This is a genomic window from Thermomonas brevis, assembly GCF_014395425.1.
Classification (GTDB): domain Bacteria; phylum Pseudomonadota; class Gammaproteobacteria; order Xanthomonadales; family Xanthomonadaceae; genus Thermomonas; species Thermomonas brevis.
On the sequence record NZ_CP060711.1, the window covers coordinates 284,298 to 299,974 of the forward strand.

Annotated in this window: 14 protein-coding genes; 5 read left to right on the forward strand and 9 right to left on the reverse strand. The window is 69.0% G+C overall.

Annotated features, from left to right (window positions below; all coding sequences use genetic code 11):
• Positions 1-41: 41 nt before the first annotated feature.
• The 5 genes from lapB to cmk form a co-directional block, all read right to left on the reverse strand.
• A complete protein-coding gene (gene lapB / locus H9L17_RS01300; RefSeq protein ID WP_187570593.1) occupies positions 42-1,220 on the reverse strand; it encodes a lipopolysaccharide assembly protein LapB in 1,179 nt (392 codons plus the stop codon).
• A 2-nt stretch (positions 1,221-1,222) separates the two neighbouring features.
• Complete coding sequence (locus tag H9L17_RS01305) at positions 1,223-1,489, reverse strand: lipopolysaccharide assembly protein LapA domain-containing protein (protein ID WP_187570594.1); 267 nt, start codon at positions 1,487-1,489, stop codon at positions 1,223-1,225.
• 70 nt (positions 1,490-1,559) lie between these two features.
• Positions 1,560-1,862: an integration host factor subunit beta gene (locus H9L17_RS01310; protein WP_187570595.1), complete on the reverse strand. Its 303-nt coding sequence runs from the start codon at positions 1,860-1,862 to the stop codon at positions 1,560-1,562.
• 78 nt (positions 1,863-1,940) lie between these two features.
• Positions 1,941-3,638 carry a 30S ribosomal protein S1 gene (gene rpsA, locus H9L17_RS01315; protein WP_187570596.1) on the reverse strand — a complete coding sequence of 566 codons (1,698 nt, stop codon included), beginning with the start codon at positions 3,636-3,638 and terminating at the stop codon, positions 1,941-1,943.
• Positions 3,639-3,805: 167 nt separating this feature from the next.
• Positions 3,806-4,489, reverse strand: a complete 684-nt coding sequence (gene cmk, locus H9L17_RS01320) for a (d)CMP kinase (RefSeq protein WP_187570597.1) — start codon at positions 4,487-4,489, stop codon at positions 3,806-3,808.
• Positions 4,490-4,637: 148 nt separating this feature from the next.
• On the opposite strand from cmk, the gene ykgO reads away from it, so the two are divergent.
• The 5 genes from ykgO to H9L17_RS01345 all read left to right on the forward strand — a co-directional run bounded on the left by ykgO (position 4,638) and on the right by H9L17_RS01345 (position 8,632).
• Positions 4,638-4,763: a type B 50S ribosomal protein L36 gene (ykgO, locus tag H9L17_RS01325; protein WP_010342887.1), complete on the forward strand. Its 126-nt coding sequence runs from the start codon at positions 4,638-4,640 to the stop codon at positions 4,761-4,763.
• A 185-nt stretch (positions 4,764-4,948) separates the two neighbouring features.
• The gene (locus H9L17_RS01330) at positions 4,949-5,305 is read left to right on the forward strand and encodes a hypothetical protein (RefSeq protein ID WP_187570598.1); all 357 of its coding nucleotides are present in this window, start codon (positions 4,949-4,951) and stop codon (positions 5,303-5,305) included.
• Between the two features lie 55 nt (positions 5,306-5,360).
• The gene (locus H9L17_RS01335) at positions 5,361-6,392 is read left to right on the forward strand and encodes an agmatine deiminase family protein (RefSeq protein WP_187570599.1); all 1,032 of its coding nucleotides are present in this window, start codon (positions 5,361-5,363) and stop codon (positions 6,390-6,392) included.
• 133 nt (positions 6,393-6,525) lie between these two features.
• On the forward strand, positions 6,526-7,410 hold the full coding sequence (locus H9L17_RS01340) for a carbon-nitrogen hydrolase (protein ID WP_187570600.1): 885 nt from the start codon (positions 6,526-6,528) through the stop codon (positions 7,408-7,410).
• Positions 7,403-8,632: a TraB/GumN family protein gene (locus H9L17_RS01345; RefSeq protein WP_187570601.1), complete on the forward strand. Its 1,230-nt coding sequence runs from the start codon at positions 7,403-7,405 to the stop codon at positions 8,630-8,632. Before H9L17_RS01340 ends, H9L17_RS01345 begins: the two co-directional genes overlap by 8 nt.
• 7 nt (positions 8,633-8,639) lie before the next feature.
• Here H9L17_RS01345 and H9L17_RS01350 read toward each other — a convergent pair whose 3' ends face one another.
• From H9L17_RS01350 to H9L17_RS01365, 4 genes are all read right to left on the reverse strand, one after another.
• Entirely contained in the window at positions 8,640-11,345 is a 2,706-nt protein-coding gene (locus H9L17_RS01350; RefSeq protein ID WP_187570602.1) for a bifunctional acetate--CoA ligase family protein/GNAT family N-acetyltransferase, read from the reverse strand.
• A gap of 122 nt (positions 11,346-11,467) precedes the next feature.
• Positions 11,468-11,902 carry a DUF6326 family protein gene (locus H9L17_RS01355; RefSeq protein WP_187570603.1) on the reverse strand — a complete coding sequence of 145 codons (435 nt, stop codon included), beginning with the start codon at positions 11,900-11,902 and terminating at the stop codon, positions 11,468-11,470.
• Between the two features lie 14 nt (positions 11,903-11,916).
• Positions 11,917-12,606 (reverse strand): DUF4386 domain-containing protein, encoded by a 690-nt coding sequence (locus H9L17_RS01360; protein ID WP_246455136.1) that lies wholly within the window; start codon positions 12,604-12,606, stop codon positions 11,917-11,919.
• Complete coding sequence (locus tag H9L17_RS01365; RefSeq protein ID WP_187570604.1) at positions 12,603-15,674, reverse strand: efflux RND transporter permease subunit; 3,072 nt, start codon at positions 15,672-15,674, stop codon at positions 12,603-12,605. The genes H9L17_RS01360 and H9L17_RS01365 overlap by 4 nt, the downstream gene beginning before the upstream one ends.
• Positions 15,675-15,677: the final 3 nt, after the last annotated feature.

Consider the following 15,677-nt stretch of genomic DNA (forward strand, 5'->3'; position numbering starts at 1 on the left):
CCGCAAACCCTGCCGCCGCCAGTGCGAAGAGCGTCGCCGGTTCAGACCACCGCATAGTTGAGCAGCGGCTTCACCGTGCCCCACTCCTTGCAGCTCGGGCACTGCCAGTGGTGGCTGCGCGCGCCGAAGCCGCAGCGGGTGCAGCGGTAGCTGGGATTGCGCACCAGCAGCTGGTCGGTGATGTGCTTGAGGTCGTGCAGGGTGGCTTCGGCATCGGCCCGGTCGGCCAGGCTGAGGTCGATCAAGGCCGACTCGCCGCGCACCGAAGGCCGGTCCTTGAGCTGCTGCGCCAGGAACTGCCGGGCGGCGCTGACGCCGTCCTCGTTTTCGATCATGCGGGTCAGCGCCAGCACCGGCGAGATGCCGCGGTAATGCTCGCACATCTCGCTGAGGAAGGCGCGCGCGCCGGTGCGTTCGCCGACCTTCGCGTAGTTTTCCAGCAGGCCCGGCAGGATCACCGGCAGGTAGTCGGGGTCGTGCCGCGCGGCCCGCTCCAGCGCGCGGATCGCGCCCTGCGGGTTGCCGGCCTCGGCCTCGATGCGCCCTTCGGCGATGCCGGCCCGCACCGAGACGGGATCGGCGGCATAGGCGCGCACGATCGCCGCGCGCGCACCCTCGATGTCGTCGTTGGCGCGATGACGGTCCGCCAGTTCGCATTCGAACTGCGCGATCAGCTTGCCCATCGGCTCGCCCGATGCTTCCTCGTAGCGGACGGCATTGCTGATCGCCTTCTCCCAGTCGCGCTCGGACTGGTAGATGCCGATCAGGTGCCGCAGCGCCTGCGGCGCGCGCTGGTCGAGCTGGGCGAGGTCGTTGAACACGGTTTCGGCGCGGTCCAGCAGGCCGGCGCGCATGTAGTCCTCGCCCAGCGCGGACAGCGCCTGGATCTTCTGGGTATCGCTCAGGTCAGGTCGCTGCGCCAGCGCCTGGTGCAGCCGGATCGCGCGATCGACTTCGCCGCGGCGGCGGAACAGATGGCCCAGCGCCACCTGCGTCTCGAAGGTGTCCTTGTCCAGTTCGGCGATGTGCAGGAACAACTCGATGGCCTTGTCCGGCTGCTCGTTGAGCAGGTAGTTCAGGCCGCGGAAATAGGTGGTCGACAGCTTGCTGACCTGGTTGCCGCTGTGCTGCTCGCCGCCGCGCCGGCCGATCACCCAGCCCAGCAGCGCCGCCAGCGGCACGAAGATCACGAACCACACCCACTGGTTGAGGAAGTCCACAGTCAGTCCTTTGTCACGGCCCCGGAGGGGCGCATCGCCGCTTCGGCGCGGCGCAGGCGGCGGCGCAGCGGCGCCACGACGCTCACGGCGATCAGCAGGCCGCCGACCAGCACGCCCACTAGCAGCGCCACCAGCACGGCCAGCCCGAGGCTGGTATGCAGCGCGGCGAAACCGAGATCCAGCACGACGGGCCGGGTATTGAGCGCGCCCACGATCCCCCCCAGCAGCAGGCAGGCGAAGGCGGCCAGAAGTCGGATCAGTCGAACCACGGGCTCAGGGGAAACGGTTGCGAAGCGCCAAGCTTAACGGACTCGGATGCGCCCGTTCGCTTCGGCAGGCTTATTCCTGCGCCGGCAGCGGCACCACGCCGGTGACCCGCTCGCGCAATTCCTTGCCCGGCTTGAAATGCGGCACATGCTTGCCCGGCAGGGCCACGGCATCGCCGGTCTTGGGGTTGCGTCCGGTGCGCGGCGGACGGTAGTGCAACGAGAAGCTGCCGAAGCCGCGGATCTCGATCCGCTCGCCCGACGCCAGAGCCCCGCCCATCATCTGCAACAGCGTCTTCACCGCCATGTCGACGTCGTCGGCTTTCAGGTGCGGCTGGCGGCGCGCCAGCAGTTCGATGAGTTCGGACTTGGTCATGTCTGTCGTTGCGGGGTTCCAACGCGACGGCGGCGACCCGGCCGAAGCCGGGCCGCCGCGCGTCGGACACCGACTGGATCAGTCGGCCTTGCTGTTCAGCTGCTCGCGCAGCAGCGCGCCCAGCTTGGTGGTGCCGCTGGCGGCATCGGCATTGGCCTTGTTGTACTCGGCCAGCGCTTCGGCGGTTTCGGCAGCGTCCTTGTCCTTGATCGACAGCTGCAGGCTGCGGCCCTTGCGGTCCATGCCGACGAACTTGGCCTCGATCTCCTGGCCGATCTTCAGCACCTGGCTGGCGTCGTCCACGCGGTCGTGGCTGATGTCGCGGGCCATGACGTAGCCTTCCACGCCCTCGCCCAGGTCGATGGTCGCGCCCTTGGCGTCCACTTCCTTGACGGTGCCGGAGACCTTGCCGCCCTTCGGGTGCGCGGCCATGAACTGGCCCAGCGGGTCCTGTTCCATCTGCTTGACGCCCAGCGAAATGCGCTCGCGCTCCGGATCGACGGCCAGCACCACGGCTTCCAGCGTGTCGCCCTTCTTGTAGTTGCGGGCGATTTCCTCGCCGGTGGAGTTCCAGCTGATGTCGGACAGGTGGATCAGGCCGTCGATGCCGCCGTCCAGACCGATGAAGATGCCGAAGTCGGTGATCGACTTGATCTGGCCGGACACCTTGTCGCCCTTCTTGTGGATGGCGGCGAAGGTTTCCCACGGGTTGCTGGTGACCTGCTTGATGCCCAGCGAGATGCGGCGACGCTCCTCGTCCACGTCCAGCACCATGACTTCCAGCTCGTCGCCGACCTGCACCACCTTGGCCGGGTTGACGTTCTTGTTGGTCCAGTCCATTTCGGAGACGTGCACCAGACCTTCCACGCCCGGCTCGATCTCGACGAACGCGCCGTAATCGGTGACGTTGGAGACCTTGCCGAACACGCGGCAGTTGGCCGGGTAGCGGCGGGCGATGTTGTCCCACGGATCCTCGCCCAGCTGCTTCAGGCCCAGCGAGACGCGGTTGCGCTCGCGGTCGTACTTCAGCACGCGGACGTCGAGCTCCTGGCCGACTTCAACGACTTCGGACGGATGGCGCACGCGCTTCCACGCCATGTCGGTGATGTGCAGCAGGCCGTCGATGCCGCCGAGGTCGACGAACGCGCCGTAGTCGGTCAGGTTCTTGACCACGCCCTTCAGCACGGCGCCCTCGACCAGCTTCTCGAGCAGCTGCTCGCGCTCTTCCGAATGCTCGGTCTCGACCACCGCGCGGCGGGAGACGACCACGTTGTTGCGCTTGCGGTCGAGCTTGATGAGCTTGAACTCCAGCTCCTTGCCTTCCAGGTACACCGGGTCGCGCACCGGGCGCACGTCGACCAGCGAGCCCGGCAGGAACGCGCGGACGTCCTTGATGTCGACGGTGAAACCGCCCTTCACCTTGCCGCTGATGCGGCCGACGATGGTCTCGTTCTTCTCGAGGGCTTCCTCGAGTTCGTCCCACACCATCGCGCGCTTGGCCTTCTCGCGCGACAGCACGGTTTCGCCAAAGCCGTTTTCCAGCGAGTCGAGGGCGACCTTGACCTCGTCGCCGATGCCGACGTCGATCTCGCCGGCGTCGTTGCGGAACTGCTCGATCGGGACGATGCCCTCGGACTTCAGGCCGGCGTTGATGACCACGACGTCGTTGCGGACGTCGACCACGATGCCCTTGACGATGGCGCCGGGCTTGATCTTGGCCCAATTGGCCTGGCTGGCTTCAAACAGTTCGGCGAAGGATTCGGTTGCTGCGTTCATGAAAAATCTCAGGTGGATACACAGGCGGCCCACAGGAACGGGGCGGCCCACCTTGGGTTGGTTGGCGGTCGCGCAGGACGCGCTCGGCCATGTGTGGATGGATGAAGGAAAACCGCGGGCACGGGTGTGCCCACGGAACGGTTCTGCGACGTGAAAACCGCGCCGGCTTACGGCGTGGGGCGGGACACGACGTCCAGCACCCGCGCGACCACCGCGTCGATGGGCAGGCCGGTGGTGTCGATGCGGACGGCGTCGTCGGCCGGCCGCAGCGGCGCCACCGCACGACTGGCATCGCGGGCGTCGCGGGCGAGGATCTCGCGCAGCAGACCGTCGATTGTGACCGAAACCCCTTTTTCTTTCAACTGCTTATAGCGTCTTTCCGCACGCTCCTCGGCGCTGGCGGTCAGGAACACCTTGTGGGCGGCGTCGGGGAAGATCACCGTGCCCATGTCGCGGCCGTCGGCCACCAGCCCCGGCAGCTGCCGGAACGCGCGCTGGCGGTCCTTCAGCGCCGCCCGCACCTCGGGGATGGCGGCGATGGCCGAGGCCGCCGCGCCGGCGGTTTCGGTACGCAGTTCATCGGTGGCGTCGACGCCGTTCACGATCACCCGCGGCTCGCCGGCCGCGTCGTCGCGGAAGCCGATCTCGGTATCGAAGGTGCAGCGCACCAGCGCCGAGGCGTCGGACAGGTCGATGTCCGACCAGCTGGCGGCGATCCCGACCGCCCGGTACAGCGCGCCGGAATCGAGGTAATGCCAGCCCAGGTGGGCGGCGACGAGGCGGCTGATGGTGCCCTTGCCGGAACCGGAAGGGCCGTCGATGGTGAGCACGGGAGCGGAGGCGTCGGTCATGCCGCCAGTATCGCCGATCGGGAGACCGGTCCGCCCGCCCGCGAACTTTCCGCCCCAACCCGTTGATCCCGCAGCCAAATACCCGCTAGAATGCGCGGCTGCGCGTTTCAACCCATCCATTCCATTCCGTTTTTGCCGAGGTTTCATCATGAAGGTCCTGTCCTCCCTGAAGTCGGCGAAGGCCCGTCACCGCGACTGCAAGGTGGTTCGCCGTCGTGGCAAGGTCTTCGTGATCTGCAAGTCGAACCCGCGTTTCAAGGCGCGCCAGCGCTGAGAAACAATGGCGCGCGCCAAGGCGCGTCAGCGCTGATCCAGCCGGCGCGCCAGCGCCGCCGCACGGATTGCGCACCCGCCGAAGGCCGCCGCAAGGCGGCCTTTTGCGTACCGGAGCCGGCATCGCGGCGCGTTCACGATTCCGGCATAGAATCCGCGGACACCTTTTCCGCACGGGAGCGCCTCATGAACCGCCTGTCCCGCAATACCGCGTTCCGGATCGGCCTGACCGCCGTCCTCGTCGCCGCATCCGGCCTCGCCATCGCCGGCGACGCCCAAGGCGACACCCTGCTGATCGAGCGCGTGCAGGAAAAGCCCGCCAATCTCCCCGTCCGCGGCATGACCATGGCGCAGGTCGAGGCCCGCTACGGCGCGCCGAGCGAACGCCTGGACCCGCGCGGCGGGCAAAAGCAGGCGTGGCCGACGATCAACCGCTGGGCGTATCCGGCATTCACCGTGTATTTCGAGCGCAGCAAGGTCATCGACGTGGTGGTGAACAAGGCCGACCCGGACGAGATCGGCCCCAAGCCCGCCGCGCGCTGACGCCTTCCCCGCAACGCCCCGCGCCCGCCGGCGCGGGACTCCGCAGCAGAACCGAATGACCGATTCTTCCGTGCGCTTCCCCGCCGAGTGGGAACCCCAGGCGGCGATCCTGATCGCGTGGCCGCATGCCGGCACAGACTGGGCCGAACGGCTGGCCGACGTCGAAACCACCTACGTCGCGCTGGTGCAGGCCATCGCCCGCTTCCAGCGCGTCGTGATCTGCGTGGCCGACGCCGGCCTGCAGGCCCACGCCGATGCGCTGCTGCAAGCCAACCGGGTGGACATGGCGCGCGTGCGCTTCGCCGTCGTCGCCTACGACGACACCTGGCTGCGCGACAGCGGTCCGATTTCATTGCGCGACGGCGACGGCTTCCGCCTGCTCGATTTCCGCTTCACCGCCTGGGGCGGCAAGTTCGAAGCCGGCCGCGACGACCTGCTGGTGGAAACGCTGGCCGCGCAGGGCGTGTTCGGCGATGCCGCGCGCCAGCGCATCGACTTCGCGCTGGAAGGCGGCGGCATCGAGACCGACGGCGCCGGCACCCTGCTGACCACCTGGCACTGCCTGCACGAGCGCCATCCCGACGCCAGCCGCGAGGAACTGACCGCGAAGCTGTCGGACTGGCTGTGCCAGGACCGCGTGCTGTGGCTCGACCACGGCGCGCTGGAAGGCGACGACACCGACGCCCACATCGACACCCTCGCCCGCTTCGCGCCGGATGACGCCATCGTGTTCCAGGCCTGCGACGACGAGGCGGATTCGCACCATGCCGACCTCAAGGCGATGGCCGACGAGATCGCCGCGCTGCGCACCAGGGACGGCAAACCCTACCGCCTGTTCCCGCTGCCGTGGGCCCAGCCCATCGTGGACGAAGGTCGCCGTCTGGCCGCCAGCTACGCCAACTTCCTGATCGTCAACGGCGCGGTGCTGATGCCGGCCTACGGCGACGCGGCCGACGATGCCGCCGCCGCGGTGCTGGCGCAGGCGTTCCCGGACCGCGAGATCGTGCAGGTGCCCTGCCGTCCGCTGATCTGGCAGAACGGCAGCCTGCACTGCATCACCATGCAATTGCCACGAGGGCTGGTCTGAAAAGCCTTTTTTGACGCGGATCGATGCGGGTTCAAGAGCGGATCAATCAAGAACGCCTTATCCGCGTTCATCCGCTCTGATCTGCGTCCAAATGCTTTCCGGTCCGTCACCACACCCGACATACAATCACGGCATGAAGACCAAGACCCTACCCGTCGCGTTGGTGCAGGAGCGCAACCAAGGCGACGCCGAAGCCAATCTCGCCGTCATCGAAACCCGCGTGGCCGAGGCCGCAAAGTCGGGTGCCAGGCTCGTCCTGTTGCAGGAACTGCACAACGGCCCGTACTTCTGCCAGCACGAATCGGTCTGCGAATTCGATCTGGCCGAACCCATCCCCGGCCCGTCCACCGAACGCCTCGGCGCGCTGGCGAAACGGCACGACGTCGTGCTGGTCAGCTCTCTGTTCGAGAAGCGCGCCACCGGCCTGTACCACAACACCGCAGTGGTCTACGAAACCGACGGCAGCATCGCCGGCAGGTACCGCAAGATGCACATCCCGGACGATCCGGGCTTCTACGAAAAGTTCTACTTCACCCCCGGCGACCTCGGCTTCACCCCCATCGACACCAGCGTCGGCCGGCTCGGCGTGCTGGTGTGCTGGGACCAGTGGTATCCCGAGGCCGCGCGGCTGATGGCGCTGGCCGGCGCGGAGCTGCTGCTGTACCCCACCGCGATCGGCTGGGACCCGGACGATGCGCAGGACGAGAAGAATCGCCAGCGCGACGCCTGGGTGCTCTCGCATCGCGGCCACGCGGTCGCCAACGGGCTGCCGGTGCTGTCGTGCAACCGCGTCGGCCACGAGGCCTCGCCGCTCGGCGCCTCCGGCATCCAGTTCTGGGGCAACAGCCACGTGCTCGGGCCGCAGGGCGAGTTCGTCGCCGAAGCCTGCCTTGATCCGACGCTCCTGCTGGCCGAAGTGGACATGCAGCGCAGCGAACACGTGCGCCGCATCTGGCCGTTCCTGCGCGATCGCCGCATCGACGCCTACGGCGACCTGACGAAGCGCTACCGTGACTGATCCCACCCTGCCGGCGGATGCGCCGTTGAATGGCGGCGGCTACGCCGGCCAGCCCGTCGTCGAAGTCGAACGCGACGGCGTCCACTACACCCTGCTCGGCACCGCGCACGTGTCGAAGGCCAGCATCGAGGCGGTCAACGCCGCCATCGACAGCGGCCGCTTCGACGCGGTGGCTGTGGAGTTGGACGAGCAGCGCCACAAGGCGCTGACCAACCCGGACGCGCTGGCGCAGCTCGACCTGGTCAAGGTGATCCGCGAGCGCAAGGTCGCGCCGTTCGCCGCCAACCTCGCGCTGGCCGCCTACCAGCGCCGGCTGGCCGAACAGCTCGGCATCGAACCGGGCGCCGAGCTGAAGGCCGCCGCCACCGAGGCGACGGCACGCGGGCTGTCGATGCAGCTGATCGACCGCGACGTCGGCATCACCTTCCGCCGCATCCTGCAGGGCCTGAGCTGGTGGGATCGGGCGAAGCTGATCGGCAGCGTTGCCGGCGGCCTGTTCGCCAGCGAGGACGTCTCCGAGGACGACATCGAGCGGCTGAAGGAAGGCGACATGCTGGAATCCAGCTTCGGCGAATTCGCGCGCGAAACGCCTTCGCTGTACGCCAGCCTGATCGACGAGCGCGACCGGTACATGGCGGCGAAGCTGCGCGAGCGCAGCGACGGCGCCAAGCGCGTTCTCGCCGTGGTCGGCGCCGGCCACCTCAAGGGCATGGCGAAGTACCTTGCCGAGGAAACCCGCGCGCCGGAAACGCTGACCGCCGAACTCGCGCACGTCGAATCGAAGCGCAACATCCCGTGGATCACGCTGACGCTGATGCTGCTGATCTGCGGCGGCATCGCCTGGGGCTATTTCCACGGCGGCCGCGAACTGGGCCGCGACCTGCTGCTGCAATGGTTCGCCTGGACCGGCGGGCTGGCGGCGCTGGGCGCGCTGCTGGCGCGCGGGCACGTGCTGAGCATCCTGGCAGCCGCCATCGCCGCACCGCTCAAGCCGTTCCGCCCCGGCCTGCCGCCGGGCATGTTCAGCGCGCTGGTGGAGGTGCACCTGCGCAAGCCGGCCTATCCGGACTTCCTCGCCCTGCGCGACGACGCGCAGACGCTGGGCGGCTGGTACCGCAACCGCGTCTGCCGGGTGGTGCTGGTGTTCCTGCTCACCAACCTCGGCAGCATGATCGGCGTGTGGATCTCCGGCGCGAGCATCCTCGGCCGGCTGATGCACTGAGCCGGGGTCAGATGTGCGCGCTGGACACGTCCAGCGCCACGTCCATCAGCATCGGATCGTCCGCGTCCACCGTGACCGCGAAGCCGAGCTGCCGGCACATCCGCAGCATCGTCGCGTTCTCGCGCAGCACCTGCCCCTCCACGGTCTTCAGGCCGACGCTGCGGGCGTACTCGACCATCATCCGCATCAGCTGCCAGCCGATGCCGTAGCCCTTCAGGTCGGAGCGCACCAGGATGCTGTATTCGCCCTTCTCGAAGTTGGCGTCCGCGAGCAGGTGCACCACGCCCAGCAGCTGGCCGGTGTCGGTGCCGATCGCGACAAGCGCGATGGCGCGCGCGTAGTCGAGCTGGGTCAGGCGGGCGATGAACTCGTGGCTGAAATGCCGCACGGTGGAGAAGAAGCGCAGGCGCAGGTCCTCGTCGCTGATCCGCTCGAAGAACGCGCGGAACAGCGCCTCGTCCTCCGGCCGCACCGGGCGCACGAACATGCGCTCGTCGTGCGCGAGGTCCACCATCCGCTCCCATTCGCCGGGATACGGGCGGATCACCATCCGCGAATGCCAGGGACCTCTCTGCGCATCGTCCGCATGCGCGGCGATCGCGATGCGTGCGTCCACCGCGACCACGCCGTCGCGGTCGGCCAGCAGCGGGTTGATGTCCAGCTCGCGCACCTGCGGGATGTCGGCCGCGAGCTGGGCCAGCTTCACCAGCACCAGCGCCACCGCGCGCTCGTCGGCGGCGGGCACGTCGCGGTAGGCCTTGAGGATGCGCGAGACGCGGGTGCGCGCGATCAGCTCGTGGGCCAGCCGCAGGTCCAGCGGCGGCAGCGCCAGCGCCTTGTCGTCGATCACTTCGACCGCGGTGCCGCCGCGCCCGAACACCACCACCGGCCCGAAGGTGGGGTCGTCGGCCAGGCCGGCGATCAGCTCGCGCGCCTTCGGCTTGATCACCATCGGATGCACGGTGACGCCGTGGATGTCGGCCTCCGGCCGCAGTTCGCGCGCGCGCGCCAGGATCGACGCCGCCGCTTCGCGCACCGCGTGGCCGCTGGCGAGGTTCAGGCGCACGCCGTCCACGTCGGACTTGTGCTGGATGTCGGGCGACAGGATCTTCAGCGCCACCGGCGTGCCCTGCGCGAGGAATGGCTGCGCGGCGGCTTCGGCCTGCGCCGGGTCGGCGGCCAGCGCGACCGGCGTGGCCGGGATGCCGTAGGCGTCGAGCAGCGCGGCGACCTCCAGCGGGTCCAGCCATTGCCGGCCTTCGGCCAGCGCCTTGTCCACCACCGCTCGCGCGGCGGCGGCGTCCACCTCGAAATCCTCCGGCAGGCTCGGCGGCGTTTCCATCAGCGCACGCTGCGCTTCGCGGTGACGCACCAGATAGGTGAAGCCGCGCACCGCATCGGCCTCGGTGGCGTAGGTGGGCACGCCGGCACCGTCCAGCCGCCCGGTGGCGGCCTCGCCCGCGCCCACCCACACGCCCAGCACCGGCTTGCCCGCCAGCGTGCGCGGCCGGCGCTCCAGCAGCGCCGCCACCGCCTCCGCGGTCTCCATCGAAGAGGACAGTGCGGTAGGCACGTGCATCGCCAGGATCGCGTCGATGCCGGGATCGTCCAGCATCGCGTCCAGCGCGGCCGAATAGCGCGCCGCATCGGCATCGCCGATCACGTCCACCGGGTTGCCGCGCGACCAGTCCGGCGGCAGCAGCGCATCCAGCCGTTGCAGCGTCGCCTCGCCCAGCGCGGCCAGGCTGCCGCCCATGTCCACCAGCCGATCCACCGCCAGCACGCCGAGGCCACCGCCGTTGGTGAGGATGCCCAGCCGCCGCCCCGGCGCGCTGTGCAGGTGGCCCAGGGTTTCGGCGGCCGCGAACAGTTCATCCAGCGCCATCACCCGCAGCAGCCCGGCGCGCCGGAACGCCGCGTCGTAGACCGCATCGGAACCGGCCAGCGCGCCGGTATGCGTGGCCGCCGCTTTCGCGCCCTGCGCATGTCGTCCGGACTTCACCACCACCACGGGCTTGGCGCGGGCGGCGGCGCGCGCGGCGGACATGAACTTGCGCGCGTCGCGGATCGATTCGACGTACAGCAGGATCGCGCGGGTCTTCGGGTCCTGCGCGAACCAGTCGAGCAGGTCGCCGCCGTCCACGTCCGCCGCGTCGCCCAAGGACACCACCGCCGAGAAGCCGACGCCGCGCGCCTTGCCCCATTCGACCAGCCCGGAGGCGATCGCGCCGGACTGCGACACCAGCGCCAGGTCGCCCGCCAGCGGCGCGCCCGCGGCGAAGCTAGCGTTGAGGCGGGCATGCGGCGACATCACGCCGAGGCAGTTGGGACCGACGATGCGCAGCCCGTGCGCGCGGGCGATGGTTTCGACCTGCTCCAGCAGCGAGCCGGGACCGCGCCCCAGCCCGGCGGTGACGATGATGGCCGCGCGCGCGCCGACGGCGGCTGCGTCGGCGATCACCGCCGGCACGGTCGCCACCGGCGAGGACACCACCACCAGTTCGGGCACGAACGACAGATCGGCGAGCCGCGCCACCGCCGGCACGCCTTCGATCTGCGGATGGCGCGGATTGACCACGCCCAGCGGGCCGGCGAATCCGGCATCGCGCAGGTTGCGCAGGATGGTGCGACCCACCGAGCGTTCGCGCGGGCTGGCGCCCACCAGGGCGAGCGAACGGGGGCGGAACACCGCATCCAGCGCGTAGGTACTCATCCAGGACCGCCTTCGCCATCGAGCCTGCGCACAGGGTAGCGCGCGATGCCGGAACGCGTGGCGACTTCGCGGCGCATTTCAGCCGCGCCAATGCCGGATCGGCGATGCCGACTTCCGCCGCTTCAGCGAGTGGCGGCTGTCGGCGCCTGCGGCCAGCGCCACGCCAGCCAGACGATCGCGCCGCACAGCACGATCTCGATGCTGCTGTAGGCCAGGTAGAACCACCAGGCGCCCGGCATGGTGAGCGCCACGAAGACCGCGTAGAACAGCGCCAGCCCGATGTTCGACCAGCGCGTCGTGCGCGCCGGCAGCGCCAGCGACAGGAACGCCATCAGCCCCGGCACGACCAGCAGCAGCGCCACGAACAGCAGCGATCCCTGCGTGGCCGGTCCCATCGGGCCGGCGCCGTCGAGGATGTGCTGGAGCTTGCCCGGCTTGTACAGGCCGAAGTAGTCGCCGTACAGGTAGCAGAACGTCAGGCTGGCCCACAGCGCCGACAGCTTCAGGCGCTGCGGAAGCGGCGGATCGGCCAGGGCGCGCACGGGTTGGGCCTGCATGGAATTCCTCTGGTTCACGATCGGGAAACCGGCGCAGCCATGCGCCCTTGCCGCGCGCCGAACGCCAGCAGCCACAGGCAACTGCCGATCTCGCCGAGGGCGGCAGGCAGCGTGGCGTACTGGGCGAAGGCGGAATCCGCAAAGCCCGGCACGAGACCGCCGAACACCTTCACCACGTAGCCGATCCCGCCGAGCACCAGCAGCAGGCCCAGCAAGCGCGGCAGCCGCGCCGAGCGCAGCACCAACCAGCCGAACGGCAGCAGCCACAATCCCCAGAACAGGCTGGCGATGCGCAGGCCGTAGCCATAGCGCTGGATGCTCACCGCGAACGCGGCCTGCGCCGCTTCGCCGGCATCCGCGCCCTGCAACAGCGTCAGCGCCTCCAGGCGATGGGTGACCGCGGCCAGGCCGATCGGCACGCTGACCGCTGCCAGCGCCACCATCAGCACGGCCGCGCGGCGGTCCACGTCGGCCAGCACCCGGTACAGCGCCAGCGGCACCAGCAGGAAGGCGATCTGCATCATCAGGAACGCGGCGATGCCGGCGCGGAACAGATCCGCGTGCGCCGCCGCCTCGGCCAGGGTCGCGCCCGTCCGCGACGGCACGTACGCCAGGCAGACCATGCCGGCCAGCACCACCACGAGGTACAGCGCGCCGGCGACGCGCCCGTCGCGGCGCAGGCGGGAAGCGATGTCCTGCATCATGCGGCGGCCCTCGCTTCGCGACGCTGCGCGCGCGTCAGCTTCGCCCTGGCGATCAGCCGCGAGGTGCCCGCACGCAGGTCGTCCAGCAGCGCGTAGATGGTCGGCAGGAACAGCAGGCTGACCACGGTGGAGAACGCCAGCCCGCCGGCGATCGCGCGCGCCATCGGGTAGTACGGCGGCATGCCGTCGGCGGTCTTGGTCGACAGCGCGATCGGGATCATCGCCAGGATCGCGGTGCCCATCGTCATCATGATCGGGCGCAGGCGTTCGCGGCTGCCTTCCACCAGTGCGTCGATGCGCGACAGGCCGCGGCGGCGCAGGTTGTTGATGTGCTCGATCATCACGATGCCGTTGTTCACCACCACGCCCATCAGCACCAGGATGCCGATCACCGCCATGATGTTCATCTCGGTGCCGGTGATCCAGAACAGCCAGTACACGCCGAAGATCGAGAACAGCACGCAGGACATGATCGCCAGCGGGAACAGCAGCGACTCGAACACCGCCGCCATGATCACCAGCATCAGCACCAGCGCGATCAGGATCGCGCGCTTCATCTGGTCCATGCCGTCGAAGTTGATGTTGAAGCCGCCGCCCTCGAAGGTGTAGCTGTAGCCCGGCGGGAACTGCACGCCCTTCAACGTGTCCTCGATGGCCTTGCGCGCATCCTGCATCGACACGTCCTTGGCCAGCCCCGCCTGCACCTGCAGCATGGTCTGCCGGCTCTGCCGCTGGATCTGGGTGGACGCCGGCGAAGTGTTGACGTCCACCATCGCCAGCAGCGGCACGTCGGTGCCGTTCGGCGCGCGCACCATGAAGGTGGACAGATCTTCCACGCTGTAGGTGTCGGACCCGGCGAAGCGCACGTTGACCGGGATCTCGACGTCCTCGCGGTGGAAGTCGCGCAGCGACGAGCCGCGCAGCGCCATGCCTACGAACTCCGCCACCTGCTTCGCGCTGAAGCCATAGGCCGCCGCGCGCTCGCGATTCACCTGCACCTTCAGCTCGGTGTTGGCGTCGCCGGTGTCCACGCGCACGTCGCGCAGCATCGGGTTGCGCGACAGGATCGGCACGATGTCGCCGGCCAGCTCCTGCAGAGTCTGGGTGGAATCGCCGATCAGGCTGAAGCTGATGCCCTGCGCGTCGCCGCTGCCGCCGCCCGGCCAGCCGATGCCGAGGTTCGCGCGCGCCGATTTCGGCAGGCCCTTGCGCACTTCCTCGGCGATCTTCTTGTTCTGCTCGGCATCGTCGATGGTCAGGAACAGGCGGGTCTGCGCCCAGCCCTGCTCGCTGTAGCGACTGTACACGCGGTCGATCTTGAAGTCCTTGCGGTGCGCGTTGACGAACTGCTCCACGCGCTCGACTTCCCTGCCCATCTCCTCCTTGGAATAGGAACCCTTCCACTGGTAGAAGATGTTGATCTCGGTGGGATCGCCATCGTCGCCGCCGCCGCTGGTGTGGGTCATCGGATACACGCTGACCAGCGAGATGGCGAGGATGCCGGCCACGCTCCAGCCGCGGTGCTGCAACGTCCAGCGCAGCGCGCGCGCGTAGCGGTCCTGCAGGCGCGAGATGAACGGCGACTTCAGCGCCGGCGGCGTCTTCATCCGCGCCGACAGCATCGGGATCAGGCTGATCGCCACCAGCCACGAGGCCAGCAGCGACACCGAAATCGTCACCGCCAGCTGCGACAGGTAGATGGTGATGATGTTCTTCTCGCCGAACATCATCGGCAGGAACACCACGCAGTGGCATAGCGTGCCGGCGGACAACGCGATCGCCACGTGGCGGGTGCCGAGGATCGAGGCCAGCCACGGTTTGCCCGGATACTTCTCGCGCTCCTGATAGATGCTCTCCACCACCACCACGGCGTTGTCCACCAGCATGCCCACCGCCAGCAGCAGGCCCATCATCGAGATGATGTTGAGGGTGATGCCGGCGAAGTACATGAAGCCCAGGGTCATGGTGAAGCAGATCGGGATCGCCGTGGTCACCATCAGGGTGGACGGCCAGTGGCGCAGGAAGGCGTACAGCACGATCACCGACAGCAGCAGACCGATGCCGCCGGCCTCCGCCAGCGCCAGCAGCGAGCTGGTGACGGCCTGGCCCTGGTCGTCGGTGACCTCGATCTTCACCCCGCGCATCGCCGGATCCTGCTCCAGCTCCTTGATCTCCTCGCGCACCCGGCGCGACAGGTCGACCAGGTTGGCCGCGCGCTCCTTGTAGATGTCCACGCCGACGCTGGGCTTGCCGTCCATCCGCCGCACGTAGTTCATGCGCTGCGGCTGCAGGTCGACGTCGGCGATGTCGGACAGCCGCGTGCCCTTCTTGTCGATGCGCAGGTCGCGCAGCTGCTGCAGCTGCTGCAACTCGCCCAGTGGCTGCACGCGCAGGCGGCGGCCGGCCTCGTTGATCTCGCCGGCGGAGACCGCGAAGTTCGCCGCCTGCAGCTTCTGCACCAGCTCGTTCAGCGCCACGCCGTGCGCGGTCAGGCGGTCCTTGTCCAGCGCCACCAGCACTTCCTGGTTGGCCACGCCCTCCACTTCCACGCGCGCCACGCCCGGCAGGCGTTCCAGCCGCTGCTTGATGCTGCGTTCGATCAGGTCGGCGCGGGCGGTCAGGTCGATCTGGCTGGTCAGGCGCAGGCTCAGTGCCTCGCGGTCGGAGGTGCTCCAGCGCTGCACGAAGTAGCGGCGGAAGTCGTCCGGCAGTTGATCGCGGATCGCGTCGATGCGCTCGCGCGCCTCCGAGGCGGCGATGGCGATGTCGCGGTTCCAGTCGCTGAAGCGCACCTGGATCGAACCGCCGTCGGCGTTCGCGCGCGAGTTCATCGACTCGATGCCCGGCATCGTCGCCAGCGCCTCCTCGACCGGCCGCACCAGGTTGCGCTCCACTTCCTCCGGCGTCGAGCCGGCGTACGGCAGCGACACGAAGAAAAACGGGATGGTCGCTTCCGGCTCGGCTTCCAGCGGCAGCCGGAACGAGGCGATCAGGCCGATCGCCACCATCGACACGAACAGCATGATCGTGGTGATGGGGCGGCGGATGGAGAGTTCGGTGATGTTCATCCG